The sequence below is a fragment of the Mycolicibacterium celeriflavum genome (assembly GCF_010731795.1).
Taxonomy (GTDB): Bacteria; Actinomycetota; Actinomycetes; order Mycobacteriales; family Mycobacteriaceae; genus Mycobacterium; species Mycobacterium celeriflavum.
This window is the reverse complement of the sequence record NZ_AP022591.1, coordinates 1,641,015-1,654,713: the sequence shown is the minus strand read 5'-3', so window position 1 is coordinate 1,654,713 and position 13,699 is coordinate 1,641,015. Positions and strand designations below refer to the sequence as shown.

General features: G+C 67.9%; 12 protein-coding genes. 8 read left to right on the top strand and 4 right to left on the bottom strand.

The features are described from left to right. Positions 1–10: 10 nt before the first annotated feature. Complete coding sequence (locus G6N18_RS08100; protein ID WP_131805752.1) at positions 11–346, bottom strand: hypothetical protein; 336 nt, start codon at positions 344–346, stop codon at positions 11–13. 61 nt (positions 347–407) lie between these two features. Next, positions 408–602, bottom strand: a complete 195-nt coding sequence (gene rpmB, locus G6N18_RS08095; RefSeq protein WP_059164376.1) for a 50S ribosomal protein L28 — start codon at positions 600–602, stop codon at positions 408–410. A 263-nt stretch (positions 603–865) separates the two neighbouring features. Here rpmB and G6N18_RS08090 point away from each other — a divergent pair, with 263 nt between their 5' ends. The 3 genes from G6N18_RS08090 to G6N18_RS08080 are packed head-to-tail and all read left to right on the top strand — an operon-like array spanning position 866 to position 5,399. Continuing rightward, positions 866–2,479 carry a fatty acid kinase ATP-binding subunit FakA gene (locus tag G6N18_RS08090; RefSeq protein WP_067225106.1) on the top strand — a complete coding sequence of 538 codons (1,614 nt, stop codon included), beginning with the start codon at positions 866–868 and terminating at the stop codon, positions 2,477–2,479. Between the two features lie 2 nt (positions 2,480–2,481). Then, positions 2,482–4,695 carry an ATP-dependent DNA helicase RecG gene (gene recG / locus G6N18_RS08085; RefSeq protein ID WP_082999786.1) on the top strand — a complete coding sequence of 738 codons (2,214 nt, stop codon included), beginning with the start codon at positions 2,482–2,484 and terminating at the stop codon, positions 4,693–4,695. Further along, positions 4,692–5,399, top strand: coding sequence for an HNH endonuclease family protein (locus tag G6N18_RS08080; RefSeq protein ID WP_082999787.1), 708 nt, complete (start codon positions 4,692–4,694; stop codon positions 5,397–5,399). Before recG ends, G6N18_RS08080 begins: the two co-directional genes overlap by 4 nt. A gap of 79 nt (positions 5,400–5,478) precedes the next feature. Here G6N18_RS08080 and G6N18_RS08075 read toward each other — a convergent pair whose 3' ends face one another. Both G6N18_RS08075 and G6N18_RS08070 read right to left on the bottom strand, forming a co-directional pair. After that, the gene (locus tag G6N18_RS08075; RefSeq protein ID WP_067225103.1) at positions 5,479–6,330 is read right to left on the bottom strand and encodes an aldo/keto reductase; all 852 of its coding nucleotides are present in this window, start codon (positions 6,328–6,330) and stop codon (positions 5,479–5,481) included. A gap of 5 nt (positions 6,331–6,335) precedes the next feature. Continuing rightward, entirely contained in the window at positions 6,336–7,166 is an 831-nt protein-coding gene (locus G6N18_RS08070) for an aldo/keto reductase (protein ID WP_082999788.1), read from the bottom strand. Between G6N18_RS08070 and G6N18_RS08065 the strand changes: the two genes are divergently transcribed. Genes G6N18_RS08065 through rsmD form a run of 5 tightly spaced genes read left to right on the top strand, consistent with a single transcriptional unit; the run spans position 7,165 to position 13,696 of the window. Further along, positions 7,165–8,253 carry an alpha/beta hydrolase gene (locus tag G6N18_RS08065; RefSeq protein WP_082999789.1) on the top strand — a complete coding sequence of 363 codons (1,089 nt, stop codon included), beginning with the start codon at positions 7,165–7,167 and terminating at the stop codon, positions 8,251–8,253. The genes G6N18_RS08070 and G6N18_RS08065 overlap by 2 nt on opposite strands. A 35-nt stretch (positions 8,254–8,288) precedes the next feature. Further along, positions 8,289–9,065, top strand: coding sequence for a DsbA family protein (locus G6N18_RS08060; protein WP_067225100.1), 777 nt, complete (start codon positions 8,289–8,291; stop codon positions 9,063–9,065). Beyond that, entirely contained in the window at positions 9,062–9,694 is a 633-nt protein-coding gene (locus tag G6N18_RS08055; RefSeq protein ID WP_082999790.1) for a vitamin K epoxide reductase family protein, read from the top strand. Before G6N18_RS08060 ends, G6N18_RS08055 begins: the two co-directional genes overlap by 4 nt. A gap of 43 nt (positions 9,695–9,737) precedes the next feature. Continuing rightward, positions 9,738–13,133 (top strand): pyruvate carboxylase, encoded by a 3,396-nt coding sequence (locus tag G6N18_RS08050; protein WP_082999791.1) that lies wholly within the window; start codon positions 9,738–9,740, stop codon positions 13,131–13,133. Next, positions 13,130–13,696 carry a 16S rRNA (guanine(966)-N(2))-methyltransferase RsmD gene (rsmD, locus tag G6N18_RS08045; protein WP_067225097.1) on the top strand — a complete coding sequence of 189 codons (567 nt, stop codon included), beginning with the start codon at positions 13,130–13,132 and terminating at the stop codon, positions 13,694–13,696. Before G6N18_RS08050 ends, rsmD begins: the two co-directional genes overlap by 4 nt. Positions 13,697–13,699: the final 3 nt, after the last annotated feature.

Sequence of the window (13,699 nt, the reverse complement as noted above, 5' to 3'; positions counted from 1 at the left end):
AAGTCCCGTGCTATCCGACGCCGGGGATCGGCGGCGGCGACGGAATCGGCGGGGGAGAGGGGATCGCCGGCGGCGACGGGATGTCGGGCACGGGGATCTCGATTGTGCCGTCGCCTTCGGTGGTGGTGGCCGGCGGCTCCGGGTACGGGCTGGTGGTCGCGGGCGGCACCACGGTTTCCGTCTCGACGGTCACAGTGGTCGTCGGCGAAGTCGTGGTGGTCGTCGTGGTGGTTGTCGTCTCCTCGCCGGAGGAGTCATCGCCACCGCAGGCGGCCAACAGAGACGCCACCGCCAAGCCGGACGCCAGGACGGTCAGAGTGGGTTTTGCAGCTGCGCGTGAGGTCATGGATCAGGTCTAACCCGACCCTGCGGAGGCTAAACCGCGCTGTGCGAGCACTGTGGCGGCCTCAGCCGCGCGCGACCTTGCCGGCCTTGATGCACGACGTGCACACGTTCATCCGCTGCTTGTTGCCGCCGGGGCGGGTCACGGCGCGCACGGTCTGGATGTTGGGATTCCACCGACGGCTGGTCCGGCGATGGGAGTGCGAGACCGACTTGCCGAAGCCGGGGCCCTTCCCGCAGATATCGCACACGGCAGCCATATGCTCCAACTCCTGTCGATCAGTACGTGGGGGTCCGGGCCGCTGCGCCGCGACCGGCGCGGCTCGACCCGACAACCTGACCAGGATACCGGCCGGCGCGGTGATCGCCAAAACGCTGTCCCCATGCTGCGCGCGGGCCCTCAGAAGCTCGTCCACCGGCGCTGACGTCATCACGGCTTCATGACGGCACTGTCGGGACCAGTGGCTAGGCTGACCCGCACGGCGGGGGCGTGGAGGACGCCACATTCTGTTGGAGGTTAAGCATGTCGGCTCGACTGCTCGATGCCTCCACGCTGCGGGAATGGGCGCACACCGCGGTCGGTGACCTGATCACCCACGCCGACGAGATCAACCGGCTCAACGTGTTCCCCGTGGCGGACGCCGACACCGGAACGAACATGCTGTTCACCATGCGGTCGGCATGGGCGCAGGCCGACGCGCTGACCGACATCGAAGACGTCGCCGAGGTGGCCGCGGCGCTGGCTCGCGGCGCCCTGAACGGCGCTCGCGGCAATTCCGGCGTGATCCTGTCCCAGATCCTGCGCGCGTTGGCCGAGGTCACCGCAGCAGCATCCACCGTCGACGGAACGCTGTTCGCAGCTGCGCTGCGCCACGCCGTGGATCTCACGGTCGAGTCGATGGGGCACGCCGTGCCGGGCACCATCGTCACCGTGCTCGCGGACGCGGCCGACGGCGCCGCGCGTGCCGTGGCCGACGGCGTTGCACTCGCCGATGTGGTGATCACGGCGGCCGACGCTGCAGCGCGGTCGCTGGACCAAACCACCGGTCAACTCGAGGTGCTGGCCCGGGCCGGCGTGGTGGACGCAGGGGGGCGGGGCCTGCTGGTCCTGCTCGACGCGATGAGCAAGGCGCTGACCGGGCACGCGCCGCGCAGAGCGGAGTACGTGCCGGCGCCGCCACGCACCGATGCGGCTGCCGGCCACGCCGTCGCCGCCCCGCAGTTCGAAGTGATGTACCTGCTCGGCGGGTGTGATGCGGCCGGGGTGGAGAAGCTGCGCAACGAACTGGATGCGCTGGGCGACTCCGTGGCGATCGCCGCCTCGTCGGGTGGCACCGGGCAGTACTCGGTACACGTGCACGCAGACGACGCCGGCGCGGCGGTCGAAGCGGCCTTCGCGGTGGGCACTCCCAGCCGCATTCAGGTCACTGCGCTCACCGGCACCGCAGGTGCGCGGCCGGTGGCCGGGTGGTCGCGCGGCCGGGTGGTGCTGGCGGTCGTCGACGGGGCCGGTGCCGAGGAGTTGTTCGCGGCCGAGGGCGCCCAGGTGCTGCGGATCGAGCACGACACGCCGGTCAGCGCCAAGCAGCTGCTGCACGCGCTGGTCAACGCCGATGCCGGACAGGCGATGATCCTGCCGAACGGGTATGTCGCCGCCGAGGAACTCGTCGCCGGGTGCACGGCGGCGATGGGGTGGGGCATCGACGTGGTGCCGGTGCCCGCCGCTTCGATGGTGCAAGGCCTGGCGGCGCTTGCGGTTCACGACGCCGAACGCCAGGCCGTCGATGACGGATACACGATGGCAAGGGCGGCCGCGGGAGCCCGGCACGGGTCGGTGCGGGTGGCCACGGAGGAAGCGCTCACCTGGGCCGGAATGTGCAAGCCCGGCGACGGCCTCGGCATCTCGGGCGACGAGGTGCTGATCGTCGGTGATGACCTGGCCGCGGCCGGGGCTGGCCTGATCGACCTGCTGCTCGCCGCCGGTGGCGAGCTGGTCACGGTGCTCACCGGCGCCGAAGTCGACGAGCGCGTCGCTGCGGCGCTGCAGGACCACGTCCATCAGCGGCACCTCGGCGCCGAGCTGGTCACGTATCACACCGGCCACCGCGGCGACGCGCTGCTGATCGGGGTGGAGTAGCCGTGGCCACGCTGACCGACCGCCTCGACTACGTGCTCGGCAAAAAGGCGGCCGATCCGCTCGAGGAGCACTTCGGCATCCGCACGGTGAACGATCTGCTGCGCCACTACCCCCGCAAGTACAGCGACGAGATGACGACCGTCAGCGACGACGGGGAGCTCGAGGAAGGCGTACACGTCACGTTCGTCGACGTCATCGCGAAAGCCGATCTGAAGATGACGAATCGGGCACCTCGGCGCGAGTACCTCGTCGTCACACTCGGCCACCGCAAGCCGAAGGTGACCGCGACGTTCTTCAACGTCAAGTACCTCAAGAAGCAATTGGTCGAAGGCGCGAAGGTGATGTTGTCCGGGGAGGTCGGCTACTTCAAGGGCACCATGCAGCTGACCCATCCGGCATTCCTGGTCCTGCACGAGAGCGGCGCCGTGAAGGGGTCGAAGTCGCTCAAGGCCATCGCCGAGGCGTCCGGCGCGACCGGCGATGAATTGCTGGCGGCCTTTGAACGGGACTTCTTTCCGATCTACCCGGCCTGCAAAAAGGTGCAGACCTGGGAGATCTACGCCTGCGTACGCCAGGTGCTCGACGTGTTGGACCCGATTCCCGAACCGCTGCCGGAAACGTTTCTGCGACAACATGATCTGATCACCGAAGACCGGGCGTTGCGTGCCGTCCACACTGCCGAGAAATCCGCCGAACGCGATGCTGCGATCGCGCGCCTGACCTATGACGAAGCCATCGGCCTGCAGTGGGCGCTGACCGATCGACGCCACGGCGAGCTCAGCGAATCAGGTCCGGTTGCGGTCCGCCGCGAGGACGGGCTAGCCGCCACCCTGCACAACCAGTTGCCGTTCGAACTGACCAACGGCCAACGCGAAGTGCTCGACGTCATCTCTTCGGAGCTGGCGTCCACCCGGCCGATGAACCGCATGCTGCAGGGCGAAGTGGGTTCGGGTAAGACGATCGTCGCCGTGCTCGCGATGCTGCAGATGGTCGATGCCGGCTACCAGTGCGCGCTGCTGGCACCGACGGAAGTCCTTGCGGCCCAACATGCCCGATCGATCTGCGACGTGCTCGGTCCGCTGGGGATGGGAGGACAACTCGGCGGTGTGGACGGCGCCACCCGCGTTGCACTGCTGACCGGATCGATGACGGCCCAACAGAAACGTGCGGTGCGCGACGAGGTCGCCGGCGGTGAGGCGGGCATCGTGATCGGCACGCACGCGCTGTTGCAGGACGCGGTCGAGTTCCACCGCCTCGGGATGGTGGTCGTCGACGAACAGCACCGGTTCGGTGTCGAGCAGCGAGACCGGTTGCGCGCCAAGGCACCCGAAGATGTGACACCGCATCTGCTGGTGATGACCGCCACGCCGATACCGCGCACCGTCGCGCTCACCTACTACGGCGACCTGGAGACCTCGACGCTGCGTGAGCTGCCGAGAGGCCGCCAGCCGATCACGACCAACACGGTCTTCCTCAAGGAGCACCCGCATTGGCTGGACCGGGCCTGGCAACGCGTCACCGAAGAGGTCCGCGACGGCCGGCAGGCGTATGTGGTCGCGTCGCGCATCGACGAGAACGACAAGGTGGACGACGACAAGCAGACCGGCGGCCCACCCCCGATCACGGTCGTCGAACTGTTCGACCGGCTGAGCCGCGGCCCGCTGTCAGGGCTTCGGCTCGGACTCATGCATGGCAGGCTGCCCTCCGACGAGAAGGACGCGGTGATGGCGGCGTTCCGGGCGGGCGAGATCGACGTGCTGGTGTGCACCACCGTCATCGAGGTCGGCGTCGACGTGCCCAATGCGACCGTGATGGTGGTGATGGACGCCGACCGCTTCGGCATCAGTCAGCTGCACCAGCTGCGCGGGCGGATCGGGCGCGGACAGCATCCCAGCCTGTGCCTGCTCGTCACCAAGCTGCCGGAAGGCTCCAAGGCCGGTGCCCGGTTGAAGGCCGTCGCATCGACGTTGGACGGCTTCAAGCTCGCCGACCTGGACCTTCACGAGCGCAAGGAAGGAGATGTCTTGGGCTTGAGCCAGTCCGGGCGGGCGATCACGCTGCGGTTCCTGTCACTGCTCGAGCACCTCGACATCATCCTGGCCGCCCGCGACTTCTGCGCGGCGCGCTACCAGCAGGATCCGGCCAACCCGGGAATGGCGGCGTTGGCCGCACCGTTCGTCGACACCGACCGCGTCGAGTTCCTGGACAAGACGTGAACCGCAAGAACATCCTGTGGCTGACCGCGATCGTTACGCTCGCGGTGGTCGTTGCCGCTCAGGCCGTGATATCGGCGGCGGACCGGACGCATTTCATCGCGCGCGCCGACATCCCGACCGTCGCGCCCGGTGCCGACGTTCTCGCGGGTCTGCCCGTCATACCGATGCGCATCCGCGGATACGACTACCGCAGAGACGCTTTCGGGGACAGCTGGACCGACGACAACTCCGCTCCCGGCGGGCACAACGGCTGCGACACCCGCAACGACATTCTGGACCGCGACCTGGACGACAAGACGTTCGTGTCGATCAAACGCTGCGCCGACGCGGTGGCCACCGGCACGTTGCACGACCCGTACACCAACGCCGTGGTCGCCTTCACCCGCGGTGAGAAGACAGGCGCCGCGGTGCAGATCGATCACATCGTTCCGCTCGCGCTCGCCTGGGATCTGGGTGCACGTCACTGGCCCGACGGCCTGCGTATTCGCTTCGCGAACGATCCCGCCAACCTGCTGGCGGTGGCCGGCGCGGCCAACCAGGACAAAGGCGATTCCGAACCCGCCGACTGGATGCCGCCCAACGCGGCGTTCCACTGTCAGTACGCGATGCAGTTCATCGAAGTGCTGCGCGGATATGCGCTGCCGATCGACATGCCGTCGGCCACGGTGCTGCGCCAAGCCGCGGCGACCTGCCCGACCGGCTGACTCTTTCCCGCGAACAGCCGCAAATTGCCGTTATTCGAGGCGTTTTCGGGGCACTTCTCGTCTGCTCGCGCAGGAAAAGCTAGGTGCCGGTGTAGGTTTCCGGGTCCGGGCGGAACCTGGTGCCCTCGTCGAGGCCGTTGAGCGCGGCCATCTGATCGTCGGTGAGTTCGAAGTCGAACACCTCGAGGTTCGAGGCGATCCGCTCCGGTGACGACGAGCGGGGGACGACCACGTTGCCGAGTTGCAGGCTCCACCGGATCAGCACCTGCGCGGGCGTCTTGCCGTGCGACTGCGCGACCGAGGTGACGGTCTCGTGGTCGAGCAACCGGCCGACGCCCAATGGACTGTAGGCCTCGGTGACGATTCCGTAGCCCGCGTTGATTTCGCGCAGTTCCGCCTGGTTCAGCAGCGGGTGCAGTTCGATCTGGTTGATCGCCGGAGTGAAGAACGACAGATCGATGATGTTCGACAGATGCTCGGCGTGGAAGTTGCAGACCCCGATCGATTTCGTGTCGCCGACCTCCTTGCGCTTCATCAGCCCGCCCCAGCTGTCGACGTACTTGCCGTGCTCGCCGGCCGGCCAGTGGATCAGGTAGAGATCGACATAATCGAGCCCCAGCCGGCCGAGGCTTGCCTTCAGCGCATCCTGGGACGACTGGAAGCCGAGGTCGGGGGTGGCCAGCTTGGTGGTGACGAACACCTCTTCGCGCGGCACACCGGACGCCTTGATCGCCCGCCCGACCGCTTCCTCGTTGCCGTACGCGGACGCGGTGTCGATCAGCCGGTAGCCGGCCGCCAACGCCGCCAGCACCGCCTGCTCGGTCTCGGTGTCCGACAGCTCGGCGACGCCGAGGCCGAGGACCGGCATCGTGTGGTCGTCGTTGAGCGTGACGGTCGGAATCGCGCCCGCGTTGCCCTGCGGTTGGGTCATCTCACCTATCCTGTGAACTCGAATGTTCGCGGATCGGGACCCAACCGAGTGCCGTCGCCGAGCGAGGAAATGGACGCCATGTCCTGCTCGCTCAGCTCGAAATCGAACACGTCGAAGTTGCTCACGATTCTCTCGGGGGTCACCGACTTCGGGATGACTATATTGCCGAGCTGCATATGCCACCTAATCAACACCTGGGCCGGCGTTTTACCATGCGCCTCGGCCACCGAGCCGATGGTGTCGTTCGACAGCAGTGAACCCTGTCCGAGCGGGCTCCATGCTTCGGTGGCGATGCCCAGCTGCGCGTGCGCCTCTCGAAGTTCCTCCTGCTGGAGCAGCGGATGCAGTTCGATCTGGTTGACGGCGGGCACGATCCCGGTGGCGTCGACCAGCGCCCGCAAGTGTTCGGGTTCGAAGTTGCTCACCCCGATCGACCGGATGCGGCCCTGCTCGCGCAGATGCGCGAAGGCCTTGAAGGTCTCGACGAACGCACCCCTGGCCGGCATGGGCCAGTGGATGAGGTAGAGGTCGAGGTAGTCGAGCTGCAAACGCTTCATGCTCTTGTCGAACGCGGTCAGCGTGCTGTCGTAGCCCTGGTCGGCGTTCCACAGTTTCGTGGTGATGAAGACGTCCTCCCGCGCCAACCCCGATCTCTTGACGGCCTCGCCGACCTCGCGTTCGTTGCCGTACGCGGCGGCGGTGTCGATGTGCCGGTAGCCGGCGTCCAGTGCGGTCGCGGCGGCGCGTTCGGTGTCCTCCGCCGGGGTCTGCCAAACGCCGAGTCCGACCTGAGGTATCGAATTACCGTCATTCAACGTGATTGATGGAGAAGCCATGACTGAAAGTCTGCCAGCCGCAAGCTCCTGGAGTCCCAACCGCCGGGAGGCTGTCGTCAACGCTGCGGCGGGTGTCACCCTGCGCGCACTTCCGCACATCCCGCACGCGGCCAAACGCGTGTTGCTCGGCGGCCGCACGGTCACCATCGACGGCAACACGCTCGACACCACGCTCGCGCTGATGCTCGCCGGCCAGAAGCTCACCGGCATCGAAGGACTGGTCAATGCCGACGACGTCGCCGCGGCCCGGGGTCAGCTGGAGGTACTGGCCGCCAGCTTCAAGCAGAGCATCCCCGTCGCCGCGGTAAGCAACATCATGATCGCAGGACCTGCCGGACCCATCCGGGCGCGTCACTACCGGCCCATCGAGGGCCAGGGTCCCCTGCTGGTCTTCTTCCATGGCGGCGGCCAGGTCATCGGAAGCATCGACACCCACGACGACCTGTGCCGCGAGATCTGCCGACGCGGCGGCATGCACGTGCTCTCGGTCGACTATCGCCTGGCACCCGAGCATCCGGCGCCCGCGGGCACCGAGGACGCGTACGCCGCGTTCCGCTGGGCGCACGACCACGCCACCGAACTGGGCGCCGACCCGGACCGCATCGCCGTCGGCGGCGACAGCGCGGGCGGTAACCAGGCGACGCTCGTCGCGCACCGCGCCCGCGCCGAGGGCCCGCTGCCGGCCGCGCAGTTGCTGCTCTATCCGGTCACCGACTACAGCGCCGAAACCCGGTCACAGGCGCTGTTCGCAAACGGGTACTTCCTGACCAGAGACGACCTCGGGTGGTTTCGAGACAAGTACCTCAGCGGGGGAGTCGCCGCCGACGACCCGCAGGTGTCGCCACTGCTGGCCGACGACTTGTCCGGTCTGCCCCCTGCATTGATCATCACCGCCGGGTTCGACCCGCTGCGCGACGAGGGCAGGCAGTACGCCGACGCGATGCGGGCGGCGGGCGTGCCGGTCGACCACCGCGAGTTCGGCCCCCTGATCCACGGATTCGCCAACTTCTTCCCGTTCGGCGGCGACAGCACCACCGCGGTCGCCGAGGTGATCTCCGCGCTGCGGGCTCATCTGGCCCGCGACTGACAGGCCGTCGCAGCACCGCCGGTACTCTTACCCCCGTGGCCTCGAAACCGAAGAAGACCCCGCGCTACGACCTGAAGGCAGCCGATCGCAACCGCAATCGGGCGGTGCAGATCGGCTTGACCGCCATCGTCGTGGTCTTCGCCGTCGCGCTGGTGCTGTACATCGTGATGACCAAGGGCGACAAGCCCGGTGAGGGTGAAGTCAGGGCGGTGCACGTGGCGTCGAGCAACGTGATCACCAAGGAGGGCACCTCCGAGCCCAAGGCCGTGCTGTCGCTCTACGAGGACTTCCTGTGCCCCGCGTGCGGCAACTTCGAAAAGCAGTTCGGGCCCACGATCAACAAGCTCATCGACAGCGGTGCCGTCGCCGCCGACTACTACATGGTCTCCATCCTCGACCGGGCGGGGCAGGGCTACTCGACACGCGCGGCCAACGCGGCCTACTGCGTGGCCGACGCGGACAAGGAGGCCTTCCGGCGTTTCCATGCCGCGCTGTTCGCCCAGCAGCCGCCCGAGGGCGTCGGCCCGTTCCCCGACAACGCCCGGCTCATCGAAATCGCCCGGCAAGCCGGCGTGACCGGCGATGTTCCCGAGTGCATCAACAGCGGCCGCTACGAGAAGATGGTCAAGGGCCTTGCCAAAGCCGCCAACGTCAACTCGACGCCGACGATCCGCATCAACGGCGAGGACTACTCGCCGTCCACCCCTGACGCGTTGATCGCCGAGATCGAGAAAATCGTCGGCGAAGTGCCCGCACTGGATGCCGGGGCCCCGCCCCCGAACCCCGATCCGACACCGCAGCCGGCGCCGTGACGGTCACCGCGCCCGGCGCCGTCTCGCCGACCGAGCCCGCGGCTGACGAGCCGACGGGCCTGCCGGTGGGGCGCCCGAGCGCGGTCTGGATCTTGATCGCCGGTGTGCTGGGGCTCGTCGCGGCGGTCCTGTTGACCGTGGAGAAAATCGAGCTGCTGATCGATCCGGAGTATGTTCCCTCCTGCAGTTTCAACCCGGTGCTGTCCTGCGGTTCGGTGATGGTCACGCCGCAGGCCTCGGTGTTCGGCTTCCCGAACTCGCTGATCGGCATCGTCTCGTTCACGATCGTCGTGGTGACCGGCGTGCTGGCGCTGGCTCGCGTCGAGTTGCCGCGCTGGTACTGGGCCGGCCTGGCCGCCGGCACGCTGCTGGGCGCCGCGTTCGTGCACTGGTTGATCTTCCAGAGTCTGTACCGCATCGGCGCGCTGTGCCCGTACTGCATGGTGGTGTGGGCGGTGACGATTCCGCTGCTGGTCGTCGTCGCCGCCATCGCACTGCAGCCCCAACGGGGGAATGCGGTCGCGCGCGTGGTGCACACCTGGCGGTGGTCGCTGGTGACGTTGTGGTTCACCGGCCTGGTGCTGTTGATACTCGTGCGCTTCTGGAGCTACTGGTCCACGCTGGTCTAGGGGCGCCGATTCGCCGGGCGATACAGTACGTGCGTGAGCGCCCGTGATTTCTAAAGTCCTGGTCGCCAATCGCGGCGAGATCGCGATCCGGGCCTTCCGTGCCGCCTATGAGATGGGGATCGACACGGTTGCGGTGTACGCACACGAGGACCGCAACTCACTGCACCGGCTGAAAGCCGACGAGTCCTATCAGATCGGTGAGACCGGACACCCGGTCCGGGCGTACCTCTCGGTAGACGAGATCATCCGGGTGGCCAAGCATGCCGGCGCCGACGCGGTGTATCCGGGCTACGGCTTCCTGTCGGAGAACCCTGACCTTGCCGCTGCGTGTGTCGAGAGCGGAATCACGTTCATCGGGCCCAGCGCGAAAGTGCTCGAGTTGACCGGCAACAAATCCCGGGCGATCGACGCGGCCCGCACCGCGGGCCTGCCGGTGCTGAACTCGTCGGCGCCGTCGGCTTCGGCCGATGAGCTCATGGCTGCCGCGTCGAGCCTGGAGTTCCCGTTGTTCGTCAAGGCCGTATCCGGTGGAGGCGGCCGCGGAATGCGACGGGTGGCGGACGCGGATGCGTTGCCCGATGCGATCGATGCCGCGTCGCGCGAGGCCGAGTCGGCGTTCGGCGACCCGACGCTGTATCTCGAGCAGGCGGTACTCAACCCCCGCCACATCGAGGTGCAGATCCTGGCCGACACCCACGGCAACGTGATGCACCTCTTCGAACGCGACTGCAGCGTGCAACGCCGGCACCAGAAGGTCATCGAGATGGCGCCGGCGCCGAACCTGTCTGACGAACTGCGGCAACGGATCTGCGCTGACGCGGTCACTTTCGCCCGTCAGATCGACTACACCTTCGCGGGCACCGTCGAATTCCTTCTCGACGAGCGCGGTCACTACGTGTTCATCGAGTGCAATCCCCGCATCCAGGTCGAGCACACCGTCACCGAGGAGATCACCGACGTCGACCTCGTCTCGTCGCAGTTGCGCATCGCCGACGGCGAGACACTGGAAAGCCTCGGGCTCAGTCAGGACATGATGACGGCGCCACGGGGTTTTGCTATGCAGTGCCGCATCACCACCGAGGATCCGGCCAACGGGTTTCGGCCCGACACCGGCCGCATCACCGGCTATCGCACGCCGGGCGGCGCGGGCATCCGGCTCGACGGCGGCACGCACCTCGGTGCGGAGATCAGCGCGCATTTCGACTCGATGCTGGTCAAGCTGACGTGCCGGGGCCGCGACTTCGGTGCGGCGGTGGCGCGGTCGCGCCGCGCACTGGCCGAGTTCCGCATCCGCGGCGTGTCGACGAACATCCCGTTCCTGCAGGCGGTGGTGAACGACGCCGACTTCCGTGCCGGACGCGTCAGCACGTCGTTCATCGACGAACGCCCGTATCTGCTGACCGCGCGAACGCCGGCCGACCGCGGCACCAAGATCCTCAACTACCTGGCCGATGTCACGGTGAACCAGCCGCACGGCCCGCGCACGGCGTCGGTGTATCCGCAGGACAAGCTGCCCGACATCGACCTCGATGCCCCAGCGCCGGCCGGCAGCAAGCAGCTGCTGACCGAACTCGGGCCCGACGGGTTCGCCCGCTGGCTGCGCGACTCAAAGCCGTTGGGTGTCACCGACACGACGTTCCGCGATGCGCACCAGTCGCTGCTGGCCACCCGCCTGCGCACCACCGGTCTGCTGATGGTGGCGCCCTACGTCGCGCGGATGACACCGCAGCTGCTGTCACTGGAATGCTGGGGCGGGGCGACTTACGATGTGGCGCTTCGGTTTCTGAAGGAAGACCCATGGGAACGGCTGGCCGCGCTGCGCGAGGCGGTGCCCAACATCTGCCTGCAGATGCTGCTGCGGGGCCGTAACACCGTCGGCTACACCCCGTACCCGGAGACGGTCACCGACGCGTTCGTCGCCGAGGCGACCGCCACCGGCATCGACATCTACCGGATCTTCGACGCGCTCAACAACGTCGAGTCCATGCGGCCCGCCATCGACGCGGTACGCGAAACCGGCACGGCGGTGGCCGAAGTCGCGATGAGCTACACCGGCGACCTGTCCGACCCCGGCGAGAATCTCTACACGCTGGACTACTACCTCAAGCTGGCCGAGCAGATCGTCGAAGCCGGTGCCCACGTGCTGGCGATCAAGGACATGGCCGGGCTGCTGCGTCCCCCCGCTGCCCACAAGTTGATCAGCGCGCTGCGCACCCGGTTCGACCTGCCGGTGCACGTACACACCCACGACACCCCCGGCGGTCAGCTGGCGACTTATCTGGCTGCCTGGCAGGCGGGTGCCAGCGCGGTCGACGGAGCGGCGGCGCCGCTGGCGGGCACCACCAGTCAGCCCGCGCTCAGCTCGATCGTCGCCGCCGCCGCGCACACCGAGTACGACACCGGGTTGTCGCTGCAGGCGGTGTGCGACCTGGAGCCCTACTGGGAGGCGCTGCGAAAGGTCTACGCGCCCTTCGACGTTGTGGCGTCGGGCCCTCCTTTCCCCACTGGGCGGGTGTATCACCACGAGATTCCCGGCGGTCAGCTGTCGAATCTTCGCCAGCAGGCCATCGCGCTCGGGTTCGGTGACCGCTTCGAGGAGATCGAGGCCAACTACGCGGCCGCCGACCGGGTGCTGGGCCGACTGGTGAAGGTGACCCCCTCGTCGAAGGTGGTGGGCGACCTTGCGTTGGCGCTGGTCGGTGCGGGCATCAGCGCCGACGAGTTCGCCTCGGACCCTTCGCGATTCGACATTCCCGAGTCGGTGATCGGATTTTTGCGCGGCGAGCTCGGCGAGCCGCCCGGCGGGTGGCCCGAACCGCTGCGGAGCAAGGCGCTGGCCGGACGGGCGCCCGCGAAACCGCAACCGGAACTCAGCGAGGAAGACGAAGCGGTGCTCGCCCAAGCCGGCCCGAAACGCCAGGCTGCATTGAACCGGTTGTTGTTTCCCGGTCCGACAAAGGAACTCGACGCCCACCGCGAACAGTACGGCGACACGTCGAGCCTGTCGGCCAACCAGTTCTTCTACGGGCTGCGCCACGGCGAGGAGCACCGGGTCCAGCTGGAACGTGGTGTCGAGCTGCTGATCGGGCTCGAGGCGATCTCCGATCCCGACGAGCGCGGCATGCGCACCGTGATGTGCATCCTCAACGGGCAGCTGCGGCCGGTGGTGGTGCGTGACCGCAGCGTGGCCAGTGACATCCCGACCGCGGAGAAGGCCGACCGCGCCAACCCCGACCATGTCGCCGCGCCGTTCGCGGGTGTGGTGACCGTCAACGTCGCCGTGGACGACCAGGTGGAGGCGGGCCAGACCATCGCCACCATCGAGGCGATGAAGATGGAGGCCGCGATCACCGCGCCCAAGGCCGGCAAGGTCAGCAGGGTGGCGGTGTCGGAGACGGCCCAGGTCGAAGGCGGCGATCTTCTGGTGGTGGTCAGCTGACCCGCATCGTCGCCGGGGTCTTCGGCGGTCGACGAATCACCGTGCCGCAGCATCGATCTGGGCGGGGAACCCGGCCCACCACCGACCGGGTCCGCGAAGCGTTGTTCAACGTGCTTGCCGCGCGCATCGACCTCACTGGGGCGGTGGTGCTCGATCTGTACGCCGGCTCAGGAGCCCTGGGCCTCGAGGCGTTGTCGAGGGGAGCGGTGTCCGCGGTCTTCGTGGAATCCGATGCCCGGGCCGCGCGCGTCATCGCCGACAACATCGCCACCTTGGGGGTGTCGCGGGCGACCGTGCGGCGGGGCACGGTGGCCGCGGTGCTCTCGGCCGGGGCGTCGTCACCGGTGGATGTGGTCTTCGCCGATCCGCCTTATGACGTCGACGCGGACGAGGTCGCGCGCATCGTGGCGGCGTTGGTCGACGGCGGATGGACCACCGAGGGCACCGTCGTCGTCGTCGAACGCGCGGCGAGCGGACCACCGCTGAACTGGCCGCCGGGGTGGCACGTGTGGCCGTCGCGCACCTACGGCGACACCCGCCTTGAACTCGCGGAGCGCTCCTAACGG